Origin of the sequence: Tenacibaculum singaporense, from assembly GCF_003867015.1 — a bacterium.
Taxonomy (GTDB): domain Bacteria; phylum Bacteroidota; class Bacteroidia; order Flavobacteriales; family Flavobacteriaceae; genus Polaribacter; species Polaribacter singaporensis.
In genome coordinates, this window is sequence record NZ_CP032548.1 from 1,676,076 (window position 1) to 1,701,560 (window position 25,485).

The following is a 25,485-nucleotide window of genomic DNA, read 5'->3' on the forward strand; positions in this document are numbered from 1 at the left end:
AACCCCATCATTACAAAATGATGGGGTTGTATTATAGTTATTAATACTGTTATTTTACATCTTTAAGAGTGTTATTAATTAACAGTTTTAATTGATTTTTATGAGCTTTAGTGGCAATATTTCCAACACCATTACTTACCCATGACTTAATTCTATTTAAGTTGTATAAAGCCATAGCTTTAGAAGCATTTGTATACTTACTTTTACCATTAATCATCTTTAATAGCATCTTAGTATACTCTGTTTGTAAGTTTTGACGGAAGGAGTTTACATTGGTATTTATATCAGCCTTAAAAATAGCATTGTTAAGGTCTGTCATAAAATTAGCCAGTTTATATTGATTTCCATATAATTCTGAATCAGAAATTCTTTGTAAAGTGTTTCTGTGTAAAATATGATTTAAAACTCTTTTTTGATAACTTAATACTTCAGCATGAATTTTAGGATCTTCAGATCTTGCAAAGAAGTTAAAACCACGTCTTTGTCTTGCTAAATAGTTATATAAATCTTTAGGAGCGTTAAAAGCGTTAGGAGCAAAAACATAAGTTTTTAGAGCTTCCATAGCTCTTTTTTGATCAGCTAAACTAACCGGTGTGTATGGTTGGGCTGCATTTTCTTGACCAGATACAGCTCTATCTACATAAACACCTCCAATAAACCTTGAAATTACATCACCAGCTCTAGCAGCTTGACCATTTATGATGTAATAAGCATTTCTGAGTTCTTCATAGGTTTCTCCATTTTTAGAAAAACGTTGTTTAATGTTTTTCATCATATTATTGGCTAACTTAATACGATCAATTGAATATTTGATTTGGTCGTTTGATAAATCGCCTGTCATAACACGAGGGTCGATAGCTTTACCAGGAGAACGCATGTCATCAACATCATTACCAAAAATTAATTCTGGTTTTGTTGATTGTGCTAATAAAGCATCCATTTCTGCTCTATTTTTAAAAGGCGTATAACCATATTGGATAGCCCAAATATCATAAGGTCCTACAGCAGTATCATAATATTGCCCTTGTTTACTTCTATCAAGAGTTAAGTTAATAGCAGCATAGTCCATAACAGAACCAGTTAAGCATTTTCCTTTTATAAAATCAGCGTCAGCTAATTGTTCAGGTGAAAATAACTGACTTGCTTTCATATTGTGGTTTAATCCTAATGTATGACCAACTTCGTGCATGATTAGTGATTTCATAGCTTCTCTTTTCATGCCTTCCATTTCTAAATCAGATGCACCAGTAGCAGCTAAAACTGTTTTACCAAACATGGTGTTTTCGTGCATTAAATGACCTGCTGAACAGTACATGTGGTTGTTTTCATTTGTAAAAATAGCAAGTGCCTCTTCTTCAGAAGATGCTTTTGAAACATCACCAAATATTTTATTGTATTTTACACGATTGGTAAAATGAACATATTCAAGCATAATGTCAGCTCCTAGAATTTCTCCTGTTTTTGGATTCACAAAACTTGGTCCGTAACCACCAAAAGGAGGGTTAGGAGAAGAGGTCCAACGTAATACGTTATAACGAACATCACCAGCATCCCACGTAGCGTCATCTGGTTGAACTTTTACAACCATAGCATTTTTAAACCCAGCTTTTTCAAAAGCCTCGTTCCAAGCTAAAACACCTTCTTTTATGGTTTCAATAAATTCTTTAGGTGTTGAGTTTTCAATCCACCAAGTAATTGGTTTTATAGGCTCAGAAATAGCTAAATCAGGGTTTTTCTTAACAAGTTTCCAACGGTGTATAAAATCTCTATAGTTTACCGTTTCAGTAGAGGTCATGTCGTTAGTGGTAGTTAAAAAATAACCTACTCTAGGATCATCCATTCTAGTTTGGTAGTTATTTTCAGGAACGTTCATAAACGTATGAAAAACCTTTATAGAAATATATCTACCATCTTTAATCGCTCTTGACCCTTGATTTAAGACTGAAGGATTGTTGTATACATATTCAGTTTTAAGATTAGTGTTTTCTGGATAGTTCTTTATGCTATTTATTTTTGATTTTTTCTTATCGAATCTACCTAACTTGAAAGCAAAAGGAGAGCTTTTAGGAAAGTTTGGAGCTTTAATTCGAGTAAAAACTTCAGAAATAAATAAAGGATTAGCATCTATTAAATATTCTCCTTTCTTTTCATCTGAAGCTAAAATTTTAGTACTAGCTATGATGGCATCACTAATATTTGCTCTTGCTGATTTTGAAATTGCATTATTTTCATCAAAATAAAATGAAGTGTTAGGAGCAACAAACTCAATTTTATTAAAGTGTTTTTTTATGTTGAAAATGCTTGAACCTCTATAAGAACCTCTAAATGCACGAGCTTCTGTAACACCATCAGCTATTTGCGAGAAATAGATAAAATCTTTGTCTAGTTGATCCTTTTTCAATAATAGCTTAACATCTCCAGTAACTGTGTCTTGATAAATAGTAAATAAACCATCTAATTTTTTACTGCTTTTTGTTAAGCTTTTGATTGTCTTTTTGGGTTTCTTTTTCTTTGATTTAGAAGAAATCTCTGTTTTAGCTTTGTTCTTTTTCTTTTTCCTTTTTTGAGCATTTATGTCTTGAATACCCGCTATTGAAATGGTTAAAAAAAGTAAACAAACTAACTTTAGTTGTTTTGTAAACATAATAATTTGTTTGAGTTGATAAATAAGGCAACCAATTTACTTTTATTATTGTTTAAAATTGTTAATTATATTATAAAATTTAACAGGTTATTTAGACTTTATATTGGCTTCGCACAGACGAATAATTTCATTAATTCGTTTTATTCTTGTTGCTTCTCTCTTAGCTTGATGTATCCAGTACAAGTAGCTCTTACGGTAAGACGGAGCAAAGTTTTGAAAATTGTTAAAAGCAGTAGGGTTTTTGTCAAATTCAATTTGTAAATCTTCAGGAATAATTAAATTTTCTACAGCATCTAAAGCATACCAAGAGCCATTTTCTTTAGCAATTTTAACTGAATTAATTCCAGCAGGGTGCATTAATTTGGCGGTAGTTAGCTCTTTGATGTATTTTTTATTTAAAGCACTCCATACACTTTTAGGCTTTCTAGGACAGAAGTATTGTCGCCTTTTACCATCACCTAAACTTTTCACAGTACTATCTATCCAACCAAAGCATAAAGCTACTTTTACTGCTTCTTCCCAGCGCATACTAGGTATGTCTACGTCAACTTTGTATAAAATTAGATGAACTCCATCGCTTTTATTATGGTTATCTAATAACCAAGCTCTCCATTCAATATGTGTTTTAAAATATAGATGAGGTTTGTTTTCCATTTTAACGTATAATTTTAGAAGGGAATGAAACGATACTTTCGTGTCCGTTTTTTCCTACAGCACTTACACCAAAGAAGTAGTTGTCAAGAACAATTCCTTCTAAAGGAAACTTAGTAGTGTTTTCTACATATCTGAAGTTATCCCAAGTTGGGGAAGTAGTATCTCTCCAATAAATTTTATACCCTTTAGCACCATCAACGTTATCCCATTGTAATTTTGCAGATGCTTCAACAATACCACCAATTCCTACATTTTTCGGAGAAGGAGGGGCAGAAGCAATGCTTGCTAAATTAATAGCATTTACAGCAGTTAATTTTTTAGCATATTCAAAATTTACAAATTGTAAGCGGTCTCCATATTCAATACCATTTTCAGTTCTAATATCTTGGTGTTGTTGCGTATAGTTTTCATGCGCCTCCATAATTCGAATGCCGGCAAAACCTGTATCGTTAAAAGGCCTATGATGTCCACCACGACCAAATCTATCTAAACGGTAAATCATTTTCGGATTCATTTCAGGCATATAAGTTTTGGTAGTTTTGTATATATAGCGCGCTAGCTGACGTGAAATTCCGTCTACCTCGCCACCATAAAAGCGACGTGCTTTTCGTTGACGCTCTGTTTCTGTTGGAGGTACAGGCTCAGAAAAAATTCTAAACGTACGATTATCAATTACACCATCAACACCTTTAATATTTCCAATCATATCATTATTCATAACACCAACAATATTCCAGTTTTTTTCCTTGGCGTAGGCAGCCAATCCTTTTCCGCCAAACAAACCTTGTTCTTCACCAGACAGTCCTACGTAAATAATACTATTTTCAAATGTATAGTTACTTAATACACGAGCTGCTTCAATAGTTCCAGCCATTCCTGATGCATTATCGTTAGCTCCAGGTGCATCATCAGTAAAATTATTAGGATCGGAAATTCTTGAATCAATATCACCACTCATTACAATGTAATTATTAGGGTATTTAGTTCCTTTTTGAATAGCCACTACATTAACAACCCAAACATTTTTAGTTATTCTACTGTTAGCTCCTTTTCTTATCAAGTCTTTTTGATAAAATACCTCTAGACAGTTATTACAATCAGAAGAAATTTTATCGAATTCAGATTTAATCCAACGACGTGCTGCACCAATTCCACGTGTATTAGAAATAGTATCGCTTAGTGTATGTCGAGTACCGAAATTTGTTAGTGTAGTAATATCTGTTTTAATTCTATCACTAGAAATAGCATTGATAATATCGTATATTTTAGTATCGGTTTGTGCTAATATATTTGTAGAAATAAGAAGGAATAGTATTATGAGTTTTCTCATGTTAAGGAATTTAGCTTACTAAATTACAAAACAAAAAAGAGAATAAAATTAGCTTTATTCTCTTTTAACATATTTATTTAAGAAGGTGTCTATTTAAACAAATTCTATTCGTTATCTAATTTTTTGGTTTGATTAAATCCGATTAATAAAGCTCCACCAGCACATAGAAAAATAGAAGCTATAAAGAAAACTTCAGAATCAATAGCATCTGCTGGACGAGTTTCCCAAGGGCCATTATAACCAAAGAAAGAACTTAAAATAGCACCTAATAAAACACCTACACCTATTCCCATAGTTAGTAAAGCCAAGTTTAAGATAATAACTCTTCCTGTTAGTGTAGAACGTTTTTTTTCGCCTTGCATAAAAATTTTGGCATCTACACCTTTTTCAATTAAAGCTAAACGTTCTTTATTTCTTGTTGAATAGAATAAATAAAAGATTCCGAATATTACTGCAAACAAGAACATAAATACAATTGCTACTTCCATATTTTTAAGTTTAAAATGATTATTTTTAATGTGTTTGCAAGTATGACAGTTGTATTTTAAAAAAGGTTACAGAAAATATTTACTTTTTTTTGATAAATACTTGTAACCTTTTTTAAGAAGGTACAGTCATAGTATAAAATGACTATTATTAACGATCAAACTTACATAGATAAAATTCTTAAAGGGGATGCTAATGCTTATGCTTTTTTAGTTGAGAAGTATAAAGTAATGGTGTTTTCGTTAGCGTTAAAAATGGTAAAGAGTAGAGAAGAAGCTGAAGAAATATCACAAGATACTTTTATAAAAGCATATAAGAATTTAAGTAAGTTTAAAGGAGAGTCCAAGTTTTCTACTTGGCTGTATAAAATAACTTACAGAACTTGTTTAGATAGTTTGAAAAGGAATAAAGAAAGGTACAATACCGATGCAATTGATGAAGTTACTATCAACAGAATACAATCTACAGACAGTATTTTAGAAGGTATTGAACGAAAAGAACGAGCACAAGTAATAAATAGTTGTCTATTAAGTTTGCCAGAAGAAGAACGTTCTATTTTATGGATGTTTTATTTTGAAGAATTAAGTTTGAAGGAAATAGTAGAAGTAACCGATTTTTCTGAAGCGAATGTTAAGGTGAAATTACACAGAGCGAGAAAAAGTTTACTGAATATAGTTGAGAAAAAAGTAGAACCAGAATTGATTAATCATTATGGGAGAAAATAAAAATATAAAGGAGTTAGATGCTTTTGTGAAAAAGTATATCAACGAAATAGAAGAGGAAACACCATCTGTTGATTTTACTGCAAATATTATGGATGCTATTTTAAACGAAGAACAATCTTCTATTTATAAAGCTACACCATTAATTTCTAAAAAAGTATGGGTTGTTTTAGCTAGTTTGTTAGCTATTAGTATGTTGCTTGTGTCAAAAGGAACTTCATTGAGTTGGTTGAAAATACCCAAGATGAGAATAGATTACTTGTCAAATATTCAAATACCCAATTTATTTGAAAATATCACAGTATCAAATTTAATGCTAAGTGCCTGCTTCTTTTTTACCGTGATGGTATTTGTACAAATCTATTATTTGAAAAACCATTTTACTAGAAAATTTAACTCATAAAAAAATCCGCTTTGAAAACTCAAAGCGGATTTTTATTTTTTATTAGAGTAATGGGATTACTTTTGAGAAGCAATCCATTTGTCAATTTTGTTTTCTAAAAGTGCTAACGGAATGCATCCTGTTTCTAAAACTTGATTGTGGAATTCTTTAATATCGAATTTATCTCCTAATTCTTTTTTAGCTTTAGCGCGTAATTCACGGATTTTTAATTGTCCGATTTTATATGATAATGCTTGTCCAGGGTTCGCCATATAACGTTCAATTTCTGAAATAATACTAGCTTCGCCTTCCGCTTCATTATCTAATGAATATTGAATTGCTTTTTCACGACTCCAACCTTTAGCGTGCATCCCTGTGTCAACTACTAAGCGAATAGCTCGGTGCATTTCCATACCTAACATTCCGAAGTATTGATAAGAATCTGTATATAAACCTAATTCTTTTCCTAAGTTTTCAGTATATAAAGCCCAACCTTCACCATAAGCACTGTACCATAACGTTTTTCTAAAATCAGGTAAATCTTCATTTTCTTGCGTTAATGAAATTTGATAATGGTGCCCCGGAATAGCCTCGTGTAAAAATAAAGCTTCATCAGAAAATACATTGTATTTAGTAGCATCAGGAATTGGTGTATAGAAAACTCCTGGGCGAGTTCCGTCTAACGAACCTGGGTTGTATTCAGCACTAGCAGAAGCTTCTCTGAATTTTTCAGTTTGCTTTACCACAAAAGGAGTTTTTGGCTTATTACCAAATAATTTTTCTAATTGTGGCTTCATTTTTTCATGAATCGCATTAAAGTTATCAATAATTTGTTGCGGTTCAGTATATGGCATTAACTCTTTGTTGTTACGAACAAAATCAAAGAATTTTTTTAAGTTTCCTTCAAATCCAACTTGCTCTTTTACTTTTTCCATTTCTGATAAAATTCGAGCAACTTCTTTTAGCCCTAATTCATGAATTTCATCAGCTGTCATGTTGGTAGTCGTATAATTTTTGATAGCATGTTGGTAGTATGCTGTTCCGTTAGGAATATCAGAAATACCGCTACTCTCTCTACCAGCAGCTAAATAGTCAACCTTTAAAAATTCATACATAGCTTTGAATGACGGAATTAATTTATCATTCAATATATTGGTATACGCTTCTGTTAATCTTGTTTTATCAGCATCCGAAAAATTAGCAGGTAAAGCATTTATCGGAGAATAAAATAAATGTTCAGAAAAATCGGTAATTCCTTCAGATGACTTTTTTACAACAGTTAAGCTTTCGAATTGAGGAATTACTTTTTTGATTAATGATTTTGGTAAAACATACCCTTCTTTGATACCTTGTTGCATACGTTCTTTAGCCGATTGTAACCACGTATTGTATTTGTCTAATCTGCTTAACCAATTGTCGTAATCTTCAACTGTTTTAAAAGGTTGTGCGCTACTACCACTTGCTAATTGCCCCATGGTAAGGTTAATTGTCCACATTTGGTTAATAGGCATTAATAAGTCGTTTTTATAGCTAGCTTGTGCCAATGCCATATCACAGTCCCAATCCAATACAGCTTTGCTCATTTGTTGACTTTCGGTTAAGTCAGCATCTTTAAAGTTGTTAAGTTTAGCTTTGTAGTTTTTGAAAAACTCGTTGCTTTTTGCTTGATATTCGTCAGAAAGTGTGTTAGGAAATTGATCGTTAAAACGATTATCACCCGCAAAAGTTGCATTTACAGGGTTTAATTGTAGTTTTCCTTCGTTATAGTCTTTTAGTAACTGATTAAACTCCATGTTTTCTGGAGTAGGAGTGTTAACCGCTTCTTTTTTTTCTTGCTTACAAGAAGTAAGAAGTGCAGCGGTAGCTACTATGGTTAAAAGGATTTTCTTCATGATTGTATTTTTGATTGTAAACAAATATATTAAAAAGAAAATCTAAGAGGTTAAAAAATTAAAAACCTCTCAGCTAAGAGAGGTTTTAGTTTTATTGAAGAGATTTATTTGATCCTGTAAATTTTAGATATGGAGGTTCTGTAGATGTTTTATGTAGATTGGGTCCTCTATAATACATTACTTTACCTGAGATTTGTTTATTGTTTAAGTTTATTTCAGAATATAATACGCCGTCTGGATGAATTAGAGCATACTTGTTTTTTCTATTTAGATAAACAAGTTGATAAATTTCATCATCTTGGGCTTTATGATTGATGATTAGCCGATCGTTTTGTCCGTTTAAAATAAGAGTACCATCTCTTTTTACCCATTTACCTCTTACGTCTTCATTTATTTCTAATGGAAATATCCCTTCAGGTTGTTTTATAGGATAAGGTTTTGTTAAAAATGGAATAGCAAGGGTATGAGCAGTTTCTTCAATGGCCCAAAGTCTAAAAGCATTAGTCATTATAGCTATTGAAAGTTTTTGATCTGGGAAAACACTTATAATATTTCTAGTACCTTCTGCAGATCTGTCTTGTTCAAAAACTTTTCTGTTATCCATATCCCAATTCTTGTCCCAACCAATGCTTTGTCTTATAGTATCTTTTGAGTTTAGTTGTTGTATTTCGAAAACACTGTTCAAAGTTTCTTTTTTTATAAAACCATTAAGATAAGAGTTTCCTAACTTAACTAAATCAGAAGGAGTTGAAATCATACCAGCACCAGCCCAACTATAGCTATAATCTTTCGGGGTGATTATTTCGGTTAAGAGTCCCTTATTTGCACCTTCTCTATTTAAACTAAATAGACCTGACATTTGACTTGAATTATTATCTAAGTTTTCTATTGCAGTTGAGTTCATAGCTAAAAAACTAAAAATGTTTTCATTTAATACTTTAGGAAAAGTTTTATTCGAAGCTTTCTCAATAATTTTAGAAAGTAATGTATAACTATGTGTACTATACTTGTATTTTTCTCCTGGTTTATGAGCCAATGGTACATGAGAAAAAACGGTTAAAGCTTCATCAACACTATGATAACTTGATTTGGTAAATTTATCATGTTCACTATAATTTTCCATTCCAGAAAGTCCTGTAACTAATTGTTTGATTGTAATTGGATATTTTTTTTGAGGATAGTTAGGAAGTAATTCTTCCAGAGTATCGTTAAAACTCAATTTCCCTTCTTCAATTAATTTCAATAAAGAAGTAATAGTTATAATTCTAGATAAACTACCCATTCTAAATTGCGTACTTGGTAAAACAGGTTCTTTGGTTTTAAGATTAACGTATCCATAGCCTTTAGTATAAATAATAGCATCATTTTTACTTATAGCTAATGAAACTCCAGGGGGCATACTTGGTAATTTCATTAGTTCGTTGAGTATGTAATTAACAAGATTTTCAGATTCTGAATACTCGGATATGATAGCCTTGGACTTTTGCTCATTCCCAATATTGTCAGGTTGGATTGGAGAACAACCTACATGAATACCTAAGATTACAATACAAATTATTGTAATAACTAGCTTGATATAAGTAAATTTCATTTAGTTAGAACTATTATTGATGTTTTGAAGTAATTTTTGCGCTTCTTCTTTAATTAAGTTTTTTGAAATTAATTCGTTTAAAACTTCTATAGCTTTCTCTTTTTTTCCTAGAGTATTATATGTTTTAGCAATTAAGAATTGCAGGTGTTCATTAAAAAAGTGCGGTGTAGTTAACTCTACCAGTTCAATACCTGTAGCTAATTCTTCTCGATTGTTTTTTGCGGCTAAGATCTTATAGTAACCGTACACCGCAATTATTTGAATGTCATAACTAGACTTATTGTTTAGTAGCTCCTTTTCAGCCCATACAAAAGATTTTTTCTTATTCAGTAAATCCTGAATAAGATATACACTTTTTTCATCTTTGTATAAAGTTCTTTTAACAGGTGTTAGACCTAATGATTTAACTACTGCTTCAGCAGATCTTGTTGTTGAAAAAGGGTTTTGACCAGTAATAAATTTCCCAGAAACGGCAATTTTAGATAGCATAAAATCGGTTTGCTTGAAAATAGCCCCTCTAGACTTTAACTTAGATTCTAAACTAAAAGGAAACTCCTGTACCCATTTTTTACCAAAGAGTTCTTCTTCAATATTACAAAATCCGGTTATTTCAACATCTTTAATAATAAATTCATCTTTGTTTTTAATATTTACAAATGATGCGGGACCATGACAGACTGAAGATATTACGGTTTCTTTTCTATTGTATAAGTTTAGAATAATATCCTGTAAAGAAGGATCATAAGGTAAGTCAAACATAGCACCTTTACCTCCAACAATGTAAATAGCATTATAATTTTCTGCATTTATATTCGCAGTAGCTTTGGTGTTATTCAATAAAGATAAAGCCTTTGTATCTTCTAAAACAGCCTTATTGTATTCCTTTTCTCTATTGAATTTATCAGCTTCTACATTGCCTCCCTTTGGACTAGCAATGTCAATCGTAAGACCATTATTCTTAAATATTAAATAGGCTTGTGAAAACTCATCAAATTCATAGCCTGGTCTTGTTGCTCCTAAATCTTTTCCGTAGCTGCTTACCACCATTAAAACTTTTTTATCATTGTTTTTGGCTTGCGAGTTTAGAAGTAACGGAAATAGGAAAAGAACATAATAAAATATTTTTCTCATGAGATTTTAATTTAGATTATTTGATGCGAAAAAAGCTAAAAAGCTCGTCAAAATATATCTGAATTATAATTCAGTAATAGCAGATTATGAACTAGAAAGTCTTAGTTTATAAAGGGGAGTTTAAGAATAAGGTTAATTGCTCTCAGTTTTTCTAAACTGAGAAGGAGTTTGATTTACTATTTTTTTAAAAGCAGTATTGAATGCAGAGATACTGTTAAAACCGCAATCATAAGCAATAGAAGAAATGGTAATTTTCTTATTTTTTTCCGATAGTAAAATTTCTTTTGCTTCTTTAATTCTGTAAGAGTTTAAATATTGCTGAAAATTTTGTTTACAATTTTCATTAACCGATTGCGAAAGTGAATGAGAGGTTACATTTAATTCTGAGGCAACCATTTGAAGTTTTAAATCTGGATTTAAAAAAGGTTTTTCATTTTGAAAATAATACTCAAGTTGTGTGAAAATTTCTTTTGACTTTTCATTATTTAATGATGAGCTCTGGTACTTTTTATCATCTTCTTTTAATGCTTTATTTATTATAGCCCACAGGCTTAAAGAATAAATAGCAACAGAATAGATTAGGGGGCCAAGAATGTATGGTATAGTATCTCCTAAAAGAAAGAAGAAATAAGACGCCCAAATAAAAATAATACCAATATGAATTAATGTTAGCCATGTTTTTTTTAGAGAAGTAAGTGTATCCTCTTTCTGTACAAAGGACTTTTTTAAAAAGAAAGAAGCTAAAATATAAACTAAGAAGTGAAGGTAAATTAAATAAATACCAAAAGAAACATAAAAATCTTTAGTTAGTAGTTTAAAGCTATTTAAAATAAGAAATACTAAAAACGGAATTCCATGTATTAGCAATTTCTTCTCTATTTTAAAACTTCTGAGAAGGAAACTTTTCGTATAGAAATAAAAAAGAGGGCCTAGTAAAAGTATTATAGTTAACCCCAAGGTGATTAGAATATAATCTAAATCAACCGTAAAGTACAAGAAAATAGATTTACTTATTCGAATACCGAAGAGTATTAATAAAACCCCTAAGATTTTATTAGATGTGAGTTTGATATCTTTTTGGGTTAATAAATAAAGCCCTAGGATGAAACCATGTATAACACCCAAACCACATATTAAAAGAATAAGAATATGTTCCGTTTTCATAAAGTAAATATATAAAACAAAAATACTTTTGTTTTATAATATATTGTACTAAAGAGCAAACAAAAACCTCTCTGTTTTCACAAAGAGGTTTTTAAAAATTATCTATGGTAATTCGCCATTATTTAATTAGTTCGTATGAACGTTTGATAAAGTTTGTTAACTCTTCACCATGTAATAGGTTTTGAGATAATTTAGCTAAATCAAATGCTTGTGTAACTAATTGTTTTTGCTTGTCTTCATCAGCATTTAATATTTCCGATACTAACTCGTGATTAGTATTTACTACTAAGTTGTACATTTCTGGCATGTTACCCATTCCCATCATTCCGCCTCCACCAGTAGCACTCATTTCTTTCATACGGCGCATGAATTCTGGGACAGTAATTATGAAAGGAGAAGCGTTAGAATCCATAGCTTCTAATTGTACTGTATAGTTTGTGTTGTTTACTGCGCCTTCAATAACAGGTTTTAACTTCTCTTTTTCTTCGTCAGAAAGTTTAGAAATTACTGTATCGTCTTTCTTAATTAAATTGTCAATATGGTCAGCATCTACACGTTTGAATTGTACTTTAGCATCGCCAGACTCCATTTCTAATTTTTGCATTAAATGCGAAACGATAGGAGAGTCTAACAACAATACTTCATATCCTTTTGCTTTTGCATCTTCAATATAACTGTGTTGTGCATCTTTGTGAGCAGCATATAAAACGATGTGATTTCCGTCTTTGTCAGTTTGAGCATCTTTAGTTTTTTCAACTAACTCATCAAACGTGAAGAACTTATCATCAACAGTAGGGTATAAGGCAAACTTCTTTGCTTTGTCAAAGAATTTCTCTTCCGATAACATTCCATACTCAATAATAACCTTGATGTCGTTCCATTTTTGTTCGAAATCTTCACGATTATTTTTGAATAAAGAAGAAAGTTTATCTGCTACCTTTTTGGTGATGTATCCAGAAATCTTTTTAACAGCTCCGTCTGCTTGTAAATAAGAACGAGAAACGTTTAATGGAATGTCTGGAGAATCAATTACCCCTTTTAACATTTGTAAGAAATCAGGAACAATTCCTTCTACATTATCCGTTACAAAAACTTGGTTTTGGTATAATTGAATTTTATCCTTTTGCATATCCAAGTTCTGTGTTAACTTAGGGAAATATAAAATTCCCGTTAAGTTAAATGGATAGTCTACATTTAAGTGAATATGGAATAAAGACTCCTCAAATTGCATTGGATACAACTCACGGTAGAAGTTTTTATAATCTTCATCTTCTAAATCTGCTGGTTTTTTAGTCCATGCAGGTTCAGTATTATTGATGATATCATCAACTTCAATTTGTTTGTGAGGCTCAGTTACTTCTTTACCGTCTTCGTCTTTAGTGGTTTTGGGAGTAAAATCTGGATCATTTATCTTCTTTGTTCCAAATTTAATTGGTACTTGGTTAAAACGGTTGTATTTAGTTAGTAATCCACGGATTTTACCTTCTTCTAAAAATTCAGTAGAATCTTCAGCAATATGTAATACGATTTCTGTACCTCTGTCAGACTTGTCGTGTTCCACTAAAGTATATTCGGGTGAACCATCACATGTCCAGTGAGCAGCTGGCTCGTCTTTGAATGATTTTGTGAAAATTTCTACTTTATCAGCTACCATGAAAGCAGAATAGAAACCTAATCCGAAGTGACCGATAACACCTGTTTCGTTTTTATCGTCTTTATATTTTTCTAAGAACTCTTCAGCACCAGAAAAGGCAATTTGGTTGATGTATTTTTCAACCTCATCCATTGTCATACCAATACCTTGGTCTTTAATGGTTAGGGTTTTCGCATCTTTATCGATACTTATTTCAATTTTAGCGTCACCTAATTCTGTCTTAGCTTCACCAATTGAGATAAGATGTTTTAATTTAGTAGTAGCATCAGTTCCGTTAGAAATTAATTCACGTAAAAAGATTTCGTGATCAGAATACAAGAACTTTTTAATCAGTGGAAATATATTTTCAACCGATACATTAATGTTTCCTTTACTCATAAGTATATATTTTATTTGATATTATTTTCTGTGGATTGAATAGTCAAAAAAAATACCAAATAAAAATTAGTGACAAACTGACATATAAGTACTTTTTACAAAGGAATTTATTTCATGTTGCTGTTGGCGAATTTTTTGGACCAAGGTAAATTGGTTACTGGCTCTATCTAAATTATGTTTAGGGTGTTTAGTTTTATAATAAACGTCATTGTTTAAGTAATCTGTCAAAAAACGAAGCCCCATAATAAATGTCATAATTTGAATACTTATTGGAAGGTAATTTATTTCTTGTTTAGAAATATTACTAGCTAAATTTTTTAGAAAACCTTCTGTATAATTTTTAAAATAATCAATATTAAAATTAATCTTAGAGATAGTTGCTTCGTCTTCCTCAGCAGTGTTACAAATAGTTCGTAAAGCATCACCATAATCAAAATGTATACATCCTTTCATAACAGTATCCAAATCGATTAAGCAGATAGCTTTATTGTTGGAGTCAAATAAAATATTAGAAATTTTAGTGTCATTATGAGTTACTCGTGACGGAATTTCTTTTTGATTGATAGCATTTTCAAGTACCATCATTTTTTCTTTATTAAGGAGAGCAAAATCAATCCATTTTTGGGCTTGTTTTTTCCTTGTTTTTGAAGCTGAAACTAGAGCTTCTTGAAATTCTTGAAATCGGAAAGACATCGAATGAAAGTTCGGTAATGTTTCTACCAAATCAGATTCAAAATCTGAAGTTTGTGTTAAAAACTCCGCGGTAATTAAGCCCGCTTGATAAGCGATGTCATTAGAGTTAACTTTTAAAAAGGTTTGAGAGTTTTTAATGAATTCAGATAAATTCCACAGATTTTTATCCGCGTCCTCTATATAAAAAACATGTTCTTTGGTTGGGATAAACCGAATTGTTTGAATTCCCTTTTTTGATAAATGTTGTGTGATTTTTATTTTGTTTTCAATGACATCAGAAGCTTTCTTAAAAATAGTTCCATTTATTCTTTGTAGCACATAATTTATGTCTTCTTGAGTAATGATTAAGAAAGTATCGTTGATATGCCCAGAATTGAATGTTTCAAAACGTTTAAAAGTATGCTCAGTTTGAAACGTATTAAAAATGGTGGTTAATTTTTTTTCTAACTCCATAAACTTTCAGGGTACACACCGTCTTTTTTTAATTCAGTTATTTTAGAAATTACCGCTGTTTTATCTTCTTTATAAGTAACTCCTAACCAGTTTGAGTTGGTCTCTAAAACTTTTACAGTAGCTTTTTTAGTTTCTAGTAAATGATTTACGACACTAGGTAAGTAAAATTCTTTTTTGTCTGTTTGGTAATTTTCCTTTAAAAATTGATAAAAAAGAGCATCCATTTCTCGAAAGATAGTGGGAGTAAATCCCCAAAAATTCATTGAAACTAAGCTGTTTTTTTGAATTTCTTTCTCTTGGTTATTTTCTGTATAAATTATACGGTTATCAATCAAACTAATATTCGTGCGCTCAACAATCTTTTTTAAATAATTATTAGCATCAAGGTAGCATTCTCCTCTTGAAACACTTCCGTTTTCAGAAAGTGTATTTTGAATTTTAAATCCGACCATGGCATATTCCCCTGATAAAGGAGTCGTTTTGTTTAAAAACTCAGCCATTTTAAGAAAGGCATTAGCTCCATAAAAATCATCGGCATTAATCACACAGAAATTATCATCAACTACATTTTTAACTGTTAGTAGTGCATGTGCGGTTCCCCAAGGTTTTACTCTGTTATTATTTTTGAATTCTTCTGGAATATTAGTTACTTCTTGACAAACAAACGCTACCTTAATTTTATCTTGAAGTTTAGGTAAGTACAAGGCTTTTATAGTTTCTAAAAAATCTTGTCGAACTACAAAAACTACTTTTTTAAAACCACATTTAATAGCATCATATATAGAAAAGTCTATAATAGACTCATTTTTATTACTAATAGCGTCCAATTGCTTTAATCCGCCATATCTACTTCCCATACCAGCAGCAAGAATTACTAAAGTCATAACATTTATTTAAAAAAGCCCAATATAATTTAATCTGATTGATTATTTTGGTCGACATTAAATTTTATTTCATGAACTTAACTACGATTGATTATACTTTTATCTTCATTTTTTTCAGTATTACATTAGGAATAGGAATTTGGGTTTCAAAAAAGTCAAAACAAAGTACTTCTGAATATTTTTTATCTGGAAGAAATATGCCTTGGTGGTTATTGGGAGTTTCAATGGTTGCCACAACTTTTTCGACTGATACTCCTAATTTAGTGACAGATATAGTTAGAACCAATGGTGTTTCTGGAAACTGGGTTTGGTGGGCTTTCTTGCTAACAGGAATGTTAACCGTTTTTATTTATGCAAAATTATGGAGAAAGAGTCAATCAACTACTGATTTAGAGTTTTATGAGCTTAGATATGGAGGAAAACCAGCTAAATTTTTAAGAGGATTTAGATCACTATATCTAGGAATATTTTTTAATGTTTTGGCAATGGCTGGTGTAACCTTAGCTGCTATAAAAATAGGAGAGGTAATGTTAGGTTTAACTCCAATTCAAACAATAGGTATAGCTTCGGTAGTTACAGTTATTTTTAGTGCTATTGGTGGATTTAAAGGAGTAGTATATACCGATTTTTTATTGTTTTTTGTAGCTATGATAGGGGCTGTTGGAGCAGCTGTGGTTGCTGTAAATCATCCCCAAATAGATGGTTTAGAAAATTTATTAACACATCCTAATGTAGTAGATAAACTATCAATTTTACCAGATTTTAGTAATAAGGAACTGCTTATATCAATTTTTATTATTCCCTTAGCAGTACAATGGTGGAGTGCTTGGTATCCTGGGGCAGAACCTGGAGGAGGAGGGTATATAGCCCAAAGAATGCTGGCTTCTAAAGACGAAAATCATGCTATTGGAGCAACTTTTTTCTTTAATATTTTACATTATGCTTTGCGTCCGTGGCCATGGATTATTGTGGCATTAGCTTCATTGGTGGTATTTCCTGATTTGGCGAGTATAAAAGAGGCTTTTCCTAATGTGTCAGATGACAAATTAGGGCATGATTTAGCATATCCAGCTATGTTAACGTTCTTGCCTAGTGGATTGGCAGGTGTTGTACTTACATCGTTAGTAGCTGCTTACATGAGTACAATTTCTACTCATTTAAATTGGGGAGCATCTTATATAGTAAATGATTTTTATAAGCAAAATATAAATCCAAACGCTAATGAAAAAACATTGGTAAATGTTGGGAAATTAGCAACAGTAGTTTTAATGATTTTTAGCGCAATACTAGCTTTACTATTTACCAATGCGTTAGAGATCTTTAAATTTATATTAATGTTTGGTGCAGGTACTGGACTTATATTTTTATTGCGTTGGTTTTGGTGGCGTATTAATGCTTGGAGTGAAATTTCAGCAATGGTAGCATCAGGAATTTTTTCTTTAATCTTTTATTTTAATTCAGAATATTTATTTGGAAATGAAGGAGTGTTTGAAAGTTATTGGCAATTTCCGTTAGTGGTATTGTGTACCACAATTGTTTGGGTGTTGGTAACAATATTAACGAAACCAGAAGATGATGAAGTGCTGATTAACTTTTATAAAAAAATTCAACCTAAAAAAGCAGGATGGAAGTATGTTTTAGATAAAGCAAAGGAGCAAAATGTTTCGTTAGAGGATGAGAAAGAAACAGTGAATTTAGGAAATGGATTATTAGCTACCTTTACTGGCTGTGTTTTAGTTTTTAGTAGTTTGTTTGCTACTGGAAATTGGATTTATGGTAATTATGTGCTAGCATCAGGGTTAACTGTTATAGCGTTAATTTCTGTATTTGTATTACTTAAATTATGGAAAAAAATTAGAGTTAATTTTTTATAAAACTTTTCGAACTTATAAACCAAAAAAGCACTAACATTAAAACGTTAGTGCTTTTTATATGTTGAGTATTTATTGATATTAAATATCTCTTAACATTTCTGATTTGTTTTTGTTTTTCCATGTTCCGCCTGTAAAGTCAGGAACTTTAACTGAGCTACTATTTTGTGCTACGGATAACTCTGATAGTGGTGTAATAGCACTCCATAAAACACTATCGTACACATTAATATCTAATGGTAGACCTCCATTTAAACATTTAATTAAACGATAAATCATTACAAAATCCATCCCTCCATGTCCTACTGAATTATCAGAAATTTGTGATTTTAACTTGTTCCAAAGAGGATGATTGTATTTTTCTCTATACTCATTGTATTTTTCTTGTTCTAACCATTCATGTCCCCACCAAGCTAATTCATCATCATTAATGTATAATTTAGAAGGGTAACCTTCATGTACTGCTTTTGTACCCACAACAGTGTTTAAACGATCGTAAGGACGCCCTGTATGCACATCAAATTGTAGCATGATGGTTTTGCCTAATTTGGTTTTAATCATTGTGGTATTCATATCACCACATTTAATGTTTGAAAATTTATTTTCTCCAGCACGTTTTGCGGCATCACTTAAACTTTTTTCACGAGAACTCATAGATACTACATGATCATAGGTGTCACCACGTCCAATATCCATGTACTGACTTATTGGCCCTAATCCATGTGTAGTATAAAAGTTACCATCTTTATTTAAGTGGTGTTTTATTCTCCATTGATCTTCATAGTATTTTTCATCTAATAAATGCTTACGTAAATCATGAATATAAGCACCTTCAGCATGCGTTAAATCACCAAAGACACCTTGATTAACCATATTCAATACCCATAGTTCTTCATTATTAAAACAACAGTTTTCTAACATCATACAATGTTTTTGTGTGCGTTCTGCTGTTTCTATTAATTTCCAACAGTCTTCTAGCGTATAAGCTACAGGAACTTCACAAGCAACATGTTTACCTTGTTCCATTCCATATAAAGCCATTGGTGTATGCCATTCCCAAGGAGTAGCAATTATTAATAAATCAATATCATCACGTTCTGCTATTTTTTTCCATTCATCTGGGTTTCCATAGTATGCTTTGGCGGTTTTACCATGTGTTTTTTGTAAATGCTCATTTAGTTTGTCGGTTTTTTCTTTGCGTAAATCAGAAACAGCTACAATTTCAGCATTATCATTTTTTATCAACCAATCAAACATTTGTACTAATACTTGTCCTCGGTTTCCACAACCAATAATCCCAACATTGACTTTGTCTATTTTTGGAGCAGTTAAGGCAAAAGCACTTCCTTTTGCAGTTTTATTTAATAATGGAATGGTTTTGTCATTAGCTTCTTCTTTACAAGAAAAGGCAGTAGACAAACCAAAAAACATAGCGGCTTTGGTTGATAATGAGAGGAAATCTTTTCTGTTCATAAATAATTAGTTAATATTTGTAGTTTTATGTCTTTTTGTAAAGGTATTAATTAATTACTATTTTTACAGGCTGCAATTGACAACAACAAAATAATCAACATAAAAAATATGTATAGTTCAAAAATTACAGGATTAGGTTATTATGTTCCTGAGAACGTAGTGACTAACGATGACTTGACTCAGTTTATGGAGACGAGTGATGAATGGATTCAGGAAAGAACTGGTATCAAAGAGCGTCGTTGGATTGACCCAAAAACTTCTGATGATTCTACATCAGTAATGGGAGCAAAAGCCGCTAAAATAGCTATTGAGCGTGCGGGATTGACTAAAGATGATATTGATTTTATCATTTTTGCTACGTTGAGCCCTGAATTATATTTTCCAGGAGGTGGAGTACAAATTCAAGATTTATTAGATATGCCTACAATTGGTGCGTTAGATGTACGTAACCAATGTTCTGGTTTTATTTATTCACTTTCTGTTGCTGATCAATTTATCAAAACAGGAATGTATAAAAATGTTTTAGTAATTGGTTCTGAGAATCACTCAGGTGGTTTAGAACGTTCTACACGTGGTCGTGGAGTTACTGTAATTTTTGGAGATGGAGCAGGAGCAGCTGTTTTATCACGTTCGGATGAGGAAGGAAAAGGGATTTTATCTTCTCACTTACATTCTGAAGGAAAGTTTGCGAAAGAATTAATGTTAGAAGGGCCTTCAACAGGGCGTTGGGTTCCTGAAATTATAGAGGCCAATGACCCTGATGATACTTCGTATTATCCATATATGAACGGTCAGTTTGTATTTAAACATGCAGTTGTTCGTTTTTCAGAAGCGATTGTAGAAGGTTTGCAAGCAAACGGACTGCAAAAGGAAGATATTGATATGTTAATTCCTCATCAAGCGAATTTACGTATTGCACAATTTATTCAAAAGAAGTTCCAGTTATCTGATGACAAGGTGTATAATAATATTATGAAGTATGGTAATACTACTGCTGCTTCGGTTATTATAGCATTGACAGAAGCTTGGGAAAAAGGAAAAATAAATGATGGTGACTTGGTAGTGTTAGCTGCCTTTGGTAGTGGATTTACTTGGGGATCGGTAGTGATTCGTTGGTAATGTTAGACTACCTACTTATAAAATAAATAAATCCGAAGTATTAACTTCGGATTTTTTATTAAAACATACCTCCTTGGGCTTCATTATTATCTCTATATTTTCTGCCTTTACTTTTGTTTTTACCACTTCCAAAATTATAGGAAAATCCTAGGTAGACAGAGTTGTACTCCAGTGTATACTTTCCTTTTTGTACAAAAGGGGTGTTAGATGTATAGTCAAAATTTACATTATTAAAAATGTCAGTACCCCTTAAGGTGATGTTTCCTTTACCGTCAAATACCTTTAATCTAACCGCAGCATTAATCATAGTGTATGGTTGTACAGTGTATTGAATGTTTTCACTTTTGCCTCTAAAAATACCTGATAACTGAAAATTAAGTTTTTTTGAAGCTTTAAAAGAGTTGTTTATTCGTCCTTTCACCAAGGTGTTTTTTACTGTTTCTAAGTTATTATTTAGTACTCCTTGAGAATCTTGTATGTAGGTTTCAAAAGCAGGTCTCAGTGTCCACCATTTTATAGGTTTAAAGCTGGCGGAAAGTTCAATACCATAACTATCTGCAAAGTCATAATTGGTAAAAGAACTAATTGTCCTATCAGGGTTTTGATTGTCTTTTTGTAGTAATCGACCAATCTTATCGTTCGTTCTTCTATAAAATGTACCAAATGATATATAACCTTTAGTAATCGTTCTGGTAAAATTAAGCTCTAGAGAGTTTGTAAATTGTGGTTGCAAATTAAGGTTTCCTTTGGATATAGTTAGTGGAGAGAACCATTCTTGAATTGGTGTTACTTGATATGCAGAGGGTCTGTCAACTCTTCTACTGTATGCAAACTGTAAGTTATCTTTTTTAGAAAAGTTATAGGTGATAGATGCCGATGGATACCAACTAAAGATATTATCCTTTAAGTTAGTGTTTCCTTGTTCAGTATTCTGAAAAAGAGCATCTAAATCAAATTGTTCTATTCTAATTCCTGTTTGAATTGAAAGTTTATTAATTTTTTTATTGAAGTTGATATATCCTGAGTAGATTGAGCGATTATAGTTTAAATTAGTGTTACCTACAGGCTGCAGTGTAGCAGAACTATTTATTGCTTCTCTATCAGTGAGTATTTGATTGTAAAAACTTTGTTTTCTAAATTCAAATCCAATTTCTAATTTTCCTGATTTGATAGGCTTTGCATAATCAATATTTAATAGCCATAACTTTCGTGTATCTTTAATATCGTTTGTGTAATTATATTCCTTAGAATCAGGATTGATCAACTCTTTGTTAGTTGTTTTTTCAGGGTTTTTGGTTATAGAGTAATTAAATTCAATCTCTAAATTTTGTCCTTTATCATCAAAGTTGTAAACATAATCAATATTATAGGTCTCGTCTTTTTGGTCATAATCTGAAAAACTCTTGTTATCAAAAACTAAAGAATTGTTTTCATGAACAAGGGTATTGGTTGCTAAACTATTATTATCGAAATTTTGAGAGGTGTATACAGATAATATACTTTGTGAAGTGATGTCTATGTCCACTCCAAATTTAATATTATGATTATTTGAATTACTTAAAAAATCAATATCTTGAGTTAAGTTAGTGTCAGTTCTTTCTAAATCATTAAAGGTTTCATAATCACCCCAACTTGTATTATAGTTTAGGTGAAGATTAGTGATACCAGTTTTATAGTTTGTATTTAAGGAAACATCAGGTCTTAAGTTTCTACTTTGTTTAGCTCCAACAGAAAAGCTTCCATTAGATCCTATTTTAGTATTTTTTTTTAGGATTAAGTTTATAATACCACTCATACCTTCTGGAGTATGTTTTGCTGAAGGGTTTGTAATTATTTCAACACTTTTTACTGAGTTGGAAGGTATTTGTTTTAATAATTGAGCTGTATTTACGTTGGAAGGTTTTCCATTCACTAAAACTCTAACATTTTCATTTCCTCGTAAACTTATAGTCCCAGAAAGTTGATTAATATCTACAGAAGGAATGTTTTCAAGCATTTCTATAGAGGTGGCTCCAGAAGCTGTTAAGTCATTACCTACATTAATAACTTTTCTGTCAATTTTTTGAATAATAGTCGAAGTTTCTCCTTGTATTTCAACTTCATCTAATTGAGTGGTATTTTCTTCAAGAAAAACTATCCCTATCTTACTATTCTTTTTTAAGTAAATTTTCTTTTCAAAAGTTTTGTAACCAATAAATTGAAAAGTTAAAAGTAAATTTTCTTTTGGAAGGTTTTCAACTTTAAAATTCCCTTTTTCATCAGAGATACTACCTGTTAGTATTTTATTGGAAGTGTTTTTGCAGGTAATTGTAACAAAAGGTAGTGGATGGTTGTTTTTTTTATCTAAAATGGTTCCTGTAAGTTGCAGGTTCTGTGCTTGACAAAAATAAGTGCCTAGTAATAAAATTAATATTAGCAATCTTTTCATATATTGAAGGGAATGAAATTGCGCTAAAAATAAAAAAAACGAAGCTAAATACTTCGTTTTTTTCAAATAATTAAATAAAAACTATTTTTATAGGAAACCTCCGCCTCCTTGTCTTTCATTATTATCACGTTGTTTTCTAGCTCGGGCTTTGTTTTTTCCTCCGCCAAATCTATAGTTAAATCCAATGTAAGCAGTTCTGCTTTCCCATTTGAAACGTCCGTTTTGAACAAATGGTCTTTCAGAGTTAAACTTGAATCTCATAGTATTAAAAATGTCATTTACTCTAAGATTGATATTTCCTTTACCTTTAAGAATACTATAGTTAGCACCAATATTAACCATTTTCATAGGGTCTACGTTCCATTGAATGTCTTCTCTTGGACCTCTATACATTGCAAATAATTGTAAACGTAACTTTTTAGATACTGTAAAGCTATTACTTATACGTGCGTTAAAAATATCTGTTTTAACTTCAGTAGTAGGAGCGTTAGGATCGCTTAAATCAGTAGTTCCAAATTGTTTTTGAGAATAGTAATCCATACTAGCATTAGCTCTCCACCATTTTGCAATTTTATAGTTTGCAGAAAACTCTAAACCATACGCATCTGTATCATCAAAATTAGCAAAGGTTAATATTTGTCTTACGTCATTAGCATCGCTTGGGTCTTTATAAGTAGCTCTGTTAATCACATCGTTAATATTTCTATAAAAGCTTCCTAAAGTTATAGATCCTCCTTTTATTTTTCTTGTATAGTTAAACTCAACTGAATTTGTGAATTGAGGAACAAGATCAGGATTACCAACCGAGGTAATTAAAGGCGTACTCCATTCTCTAATAGGGTTTACTTGTTGTATTCCTGGTCTGTCAACTCTTTTACTATAACTTAATTGAAATTGATTTTTTTCAGAAGGATTATAGGTAAGAAAAGCTGAAGGGTATACACTAAAGATATCATCCGTAACAGTTTGTGTAGGTTCACTTTCTTGGTTAAATATTCCTTTTATTTTATACTGCTCAAAACGTGCACCTAACTGCATAGTAAGTTTACCAAATTTATGCCCGTAATTAGCATATGCAGAGTAAATATCTCTATCATAACTAAAAGATGAATTGTTAAAATTAACCTGTGTTGTTAAGTTTGTGTTGTCAGTATTATTTACTCTATACTCTAACCCTAACTCTAATTTTCCATTTTTAGAAATAGGATTTGTGTAGTCTAAGTTTAATAGAGTACTTTTTCTGTTGTTATTAATATCATTGAAATAATCTGGTTGCGAATTTTCTAAGAAACGATTTTCTAAAAAGCTAGGTGTGTCATTTTTAGAGAAATTAGCTTCAAATTCAATGTTATGCCCCTCTTTTTCAAAATCATGCTTGTAATTCACATTATAGGCCTGATTATGACTATCACTTGTTTGTGTGTTAGGGGAATGTTCAATTAAATCACCATTGTTATCTGTAATTATGGCACGACCTCTAGCGTTGCTATCAAACCAGTTTTGAGTAGTGTAAAGAGATAAGGTGTTTTTATCGTCTAAATAAATATCAGCTCCAATTTTAAATAAATGAGATTCATTGTCATTAATAAAAACAAAGTCTTGATTGTTAACTCCAGGTCTGTTAACATAACCAAAGTTATAACGATCTCCGCCATTAAATCCATAGTTACCAAAAAAGTTAACCTTTCCTGTTTTATAATTCATGTTTGTAGACGCATTATAACGAACATAATGTCCAGCTTCAACACCAGTATTTATAGATCCATTAAAGCCCATATTAGCGTTTTTATTAAGAATAATATTAATAATACCGCTCATTCCTTCAGGATTGTATTTTGCAGAAGGGTTGGTAATTAATTCAACACTTTTAATAGATGTAGAAGGAATTTGCTTTAATAATTCAGAAGCAGGAATGTTGGTAGGTTTTCCGTCAACTAATACACGTACATTTTCATTACCACGTAGGCTAATGTTCCCCGATTGGCTATCAACACTTACAGATTGTACATTGTTTAGTAGCTCAGAAGCAGTGGCACCAGCTGAGGTTAAATCTTTACCAACGTTAATTACTTTTCTATCCACTTTTTGGGTTACTGAAGAAGTTTCAGCTCTTATTTCTACTTCATCTAAGGTTGTACTATCTTCCGTAAGAGAGATGGTTCCTAAATTTACCTTGCTTGATTTTCGACTTACAGAAACAGGTTTAGAAAATGTTTTATATCCTATAAATTGAACTTCAACAATACTATTTCCTTCAGGTATATTTTTTATAGAGAATAAGCCATTGTCATCAGTAATTCCACCAGTAATAATTTTTTTGGCAGCATCTTTGATTATAATATTTACATAGGGAAGAGGTTGCTTGGTTGCTTGATCGACTACTTTACCAGTAATAACTCCTGGTTTGGGTAGGCTACTTTTAGGCATTTGTGCATAAATACTTGTAGTAAATACAGCTAAAAGTATTAGTAATATGTTTTTCATTTTTGTTGTTTTTGAATTGTTTTGATGCTTAATAGACTCTTTATTGCCTAAC

General features: G+C 31.4%; 18 protein-coding genes. 4 read left to right on the forward strand and 14 right to left on the reverse strand.

Annotated features, from left to right (window positions below):
- Positions 1–49: 49 nt before the first annotated feature.
- The 4 genes from D6T69_RS07490 to D6T69_RS07505 form a co-directional block, all read right to left on the reverse strand.
- Complete coding sequence (locus tag D6T69_RS07490) at positions 50–2,644, reverse strand: zinc-dependent metalloprotease (protein WP_125067155.1); 2,595 nt, start codon at positions 2,642–2,644, stop codon at positions 50–52.
- An 87-nt stretch (positions 2,645–2,731) separates the two neighbouring features.
- A complete protein-coding gene (locus D6T69_RS07495; RefSeq protein WP_125067156.1) occupies positions 2,732–3,298 on the reverse strand; it encodes a YdeI/OmpD-associated family protein in 567 nt (188 codons plus the stop codon).
- A gap of 1 nt (position 3,299) precedes the next feature.
- Positions 3,300–4,628, reverse strand: coding sequence for a M28 family peptidase (locus tag D6T69_RS07500; RefSeq protein ID WP_125067157.1), 1,329 nt, complete (start codon positions 4,626–4,628; stop codon positions 3,300–3,302).
- A 104-nt stretch (positions 4,629–4,732) separates the two neighbouring features.
- Positions 4,733–5,116, reverse strand: coding sequence for a DUF6249 domain-containing protein (locus tag D6T69_RS07505; RefSeq protein WP_125067158.1), 384 nt, complete (start codon positions 5,114–5,116; stop codon positions 4,733–4,735).
- 138 nt (positions 5,117–5,254) lie between these two features.
- On the opposite strand from D6T69_RS07505, the gene D6T69_RS07510 reads away from it, so the two are divergent.
- The gene (locus D6T69_RS07510) at positions 5,255–5,839 is read left to right on the forward strand and encodes an RNA polymerase sigma factor (RefSeq protein ID WP_125067159.1); all 585 of its coding nucleotides are present in this window, start codon (positions 5,255–5,257) and stop codon (positions 5,837–5,839) included.
- Positions 5,826–6,239, forward strand: coding sequence for a hypothetical protein (locus D6T69_RS07515; RefSeq protein WP_125067160.1), 414 nt, complete (start codon positions 5,826–5,828; stop codon positions 6,237–6,239). The genes D6T69_RS07510 and D6T69_RS07515 overlap by 14 nt, the downstream gene beginning before the upstream one ends.
- A 56-nt stretch (positions 6,240–6,295) precedes the next feature.
- On the opposite strand, the gene D6T69_RS07520 is transcribed toward D6T69_RS07515, so the two are convergent.
- From D6T69_RS07520 to D6T69_RS07550, 7 genes are all read right to left on the reverse strand, one after another.
- The gene (locus tag D6T69_RS07520) at positions 6,296–8,110 is read right to left on the reverse strand and encodes a DUF885 domain-containing protein (protein WP_125067161.1); all 1,815 of its coding nucleotides are present in this window, start codon (positions 8,108–8,110) and stop codon (positions 6,296–6,298) included.
- A 91-nt stretch (positions 8,111–8,201) separates the two neighbouring features.
- A complete protein-coding gene (locus tag D6T69_RS07525) occupies positions 8,202–9,701 on the reverse strand; it encodes a serine hydrolase domain-containing protein (RefSeq protein WP_125067162.1) in 1,500 nt (499 codons plus the stop codon).
- Entirely contained in the window at positions 9,702–10,832 is a 1,131-nt protein-coding gene (locus tag D6T69_RS07530) for a DJ-1/PfpI family protein (protein WP_125067163.1), read from the reverse strand.
- Positions 10,833–10,964: 132 nt separating this feature from the next.
- Entirely contained in the window at positions 10,965–11,699 is a 735-nt protein-coding gene (locus D6T69_RS07535) for a helix-turn-helix domain-containing protein (protein ID WP_164506701.1), read from the reverse strand.
- A 415-nt stretch (positions 11,700–12,114) separates the two neighbouring features.
- Positions 12,115–14,028, reverse strand: a complete 1,914-nt coding sequence (gene htpG, locus D6T69_RS07540) for a molecular chaperone HtpG (RefSeq protein ID WP_125067165.1) — start codon at positions 14,026–14,028, stop codon at positions 12,115–12,117.
- Between the two features lie 66 nt (positions 14,029–14,094).
- Positions 14,095–15,174, reverse strand: a complete 1,080-nt coding sequence (locus D6T69_RS07545; protein WP_125067166.1) for a phosphotransferase enzyme family protein — start codon at positions 15,172–15,174, stop codon at positions 14,095–14,097.
- Entirely contained in the window at positions 15,165–16,058 is an 894-nt protein-coding gene (locus D6T69_RS07550; RefSeq protein ID WP_206197841.1) for a nucleotidyltransferase family protein, read from the reverse strand. The genes D6T69_RS07545 and D6T69_RS07550 overlap by 10 nt, the downstream gene beginning before the upstream one ends.
- A gap of 71 nt (positions 16,059–16,129) precedes the next feature.
- On the opposite strand from D6T69_RS07550, the gene D6T69_RS07555 reads away from it, so the two are divergent.
- Positions 16,130–17,932, forward strand: coding sequence for a sodium:solute symporter family protein (locus D6T69_RS07555; protein ID WP_125067168.1), 1,803 nt, complete (start codon positions 16,130–16,132; stop codon positions 17,930–17,932).
- Between the two features lie 78 nt (positions 17,933–18,010).
- On the opposite strand, the gene D6T69_RS07560 is transcribed toward D6T69_RS07555, so the two are convergent.
- Positions 18,011–19,402 carry a Gfo/Idh/MocA family protein gene (locus D6T69_RS07560; RefSeq protein ID WP_125067169.1) on the reverse strand — a complete coding sequence of 464 codons (1,392 nt, stop codon included), beginning with the start codon at positions 19,400–19,402 and terminating at the stop codon, positions 18,011–18,013.
- A gap of 108 nt (positions 19,403–19,510) precedes the next feature.
- Here D6T69_RS07560 and D6T69_RS07565 point away from each other — a divergent pair, with 108 nt between their 5' ends.
- Positions 19,511–20,521: a 3-oxoacyl-ACP synthase III family protein gene (locus D6T69_RS07565; protein WP_125067170.1), complete on the forward strand. Its 1,011-nt coding sequence runs from the start codon at positions 19,511–19,513 to the stop codon at positions 20,519–20,521.
- 58 nt (positions 20,522–20,579) lie between these two features.
- Here D6T69_RS07565 and D6T69_RS07570 read toward each other — a convergent pair whose 3' ends face one another.
- Together D6T69_RS07570 and D6T69_RS07575 are read right to left on the reverse strand one after the other, a co-directional pair.
- The gene (locus D6T69_RS07570) at positions 20,580–22,949 is read right to left on the reverse strand and encodes an outer membrane beta-barrel family protein (protein ID WP_125067171.1); all 2,370 of its coding nucleotides are present in this window, start codon (positions 22,947–22,949) and stop codon (positions 20,580–20,582) included.
- Between the two features lie 87 nt (positions 22,950–23,036).
- Positions 23,037–25,433 (reverse strand): outer membrane beta-barrel family protein, encoded by a 2,397-nt coding sequence (locus D6T69_RS07575; RefSeq protein ID WP_125067172.1) that lies wholly within the window; start codon positions 25,431–25,433, stop codon positions 23,037–23,039.
- Positions 25,434–25,485 lie beyond the last annotated feature (52 nt).

What these genes read in the sequence shown, in the direction of transcription:
- D6T69_RS07575 (WP_125067172.1), bottom strand. Translation starts at nt 25,433, where the DNA reads ATGAAAAACATATTACTAATACTTTTAGCTGTATTTACTACAAGTATT.
- D6T69_RS07560 (WP_125067169.1), bottom strand. Translation starts at nt 19,402, where the DNA reads ATGAACAGAAAAGATTTCCTCTCATTATCAACCAAAGCCGCTATGTTT.
- D6T69_RS07490 (WP_125067155.1), bottom strand. Translation starts at nt 2,644, where the DNA reads ATGTTTACAAAACAACTAAAGTTAGTTTGTTTACTTTTTTTAACCATT.
- D6T69_RS07510 (WP_125067159.1), top strand. Translation starts at nt 5,255, where the DNA reads ATGACTATTATTAACGATCAAACTTACATAGATAAAATTCTTAAAGGG.
- D6T69_RS07545 (WP_125067166.1), bottom strand. Translation starts at nt 15,174, where the DNA reads ATGGAGTTAGAAAAAAAATTAACCACCATTTTTAATACGTTTCAAACT.
- D6T69_RS07550 (WP_206197841.1), bottom strand. Translation starts at nt 16,058, where the DNA reads ATGACTTTAGTAATTCTTGCTGCTGGTATGGGAAGTAGATATGGCGGA.
- D6T69_RS07505 (WP_125067158.1), bottom strand. Translation starts at nt 5,116, where the DNA reads ATGGAAGTAGCAATTGTATTTATGTTCTTGTTTGCAGTAATATTCGGA.
- D6T69_RS07525 (WP_125067162.1), bottom strand. Translation starts at nt 9,701, where the DNA reads ATGAAATTTACTTATATCAAGCTAGTTATTACAATAATTTGTATTGTA.
- D6T69_RS07520 (WP_125067161.1), bottom strand. Translation starts at nt 8,110, where the DNA reads ATGAAGAAAATCCTTTTAACCATAGTAGCTACCGCTGCACTTCTTACT.
- htpG (WP_125067165.1), bottom strand. Translation starts at nt 14,028, where the DNA reads ATGAGTAAAGGAAACATTAATGTATCGGTTGAAAATATATTTCCACTG.
- D6T69_RS07515 (WP_125067160.1), top strand. Translation starts at nt 5,826, where the DNA reads ATGGGAGAAAATAAAAATATAAAGGAGTTAGATGCTTTTGTGAAAAAG.
- D6T69_RS07570 (WP_125067171.1), bottom strand. Translation starts at nt 22,949, where the DNA reads ATGAAAAGATTGCTAATATTAATTTTATTACTAGGCACTTATTTTTGT.
- D6T69_RS07565 (WP_125067170.1), top strand. Translation starts at nt 19,511, where the DNA reads ATGTATAGTTCAAAAATTACAGGATTAGGTTATTATGTTCCTGAGAAC.
- D6T69_RS07555 (WP_125067168.1), top strand. Translation starts at nt 16,130, where the DNA reads ATGAACTTAACTACGATTGATTATACTTTTATCTTCATTTTTTTCAGT.
- D6T69_RS07500 (WP_125067157.1), bottom strand. Translation starts at nt 4,628, where the DNA reads ATGAGAAAACTCATAATACTATTCCTTCTTATTTCTACAAATATATTA.
- D6T69_RS07495 (WP_125067156.1), bottom strand. Translation starts at nt 3,298, where the DNA reads ATGGAAAACAAACCTCATCTATATTTTAAAACACATATTGAATGGAGA.
- D6T69_RS07530 (WP_125067163.1), bottom strand. Translation starts at nt 10,832, where the DNA reads ATGAGAAAAATATTTTATTATGTTCTTTTCCTATTTCCGTTACTTCTA.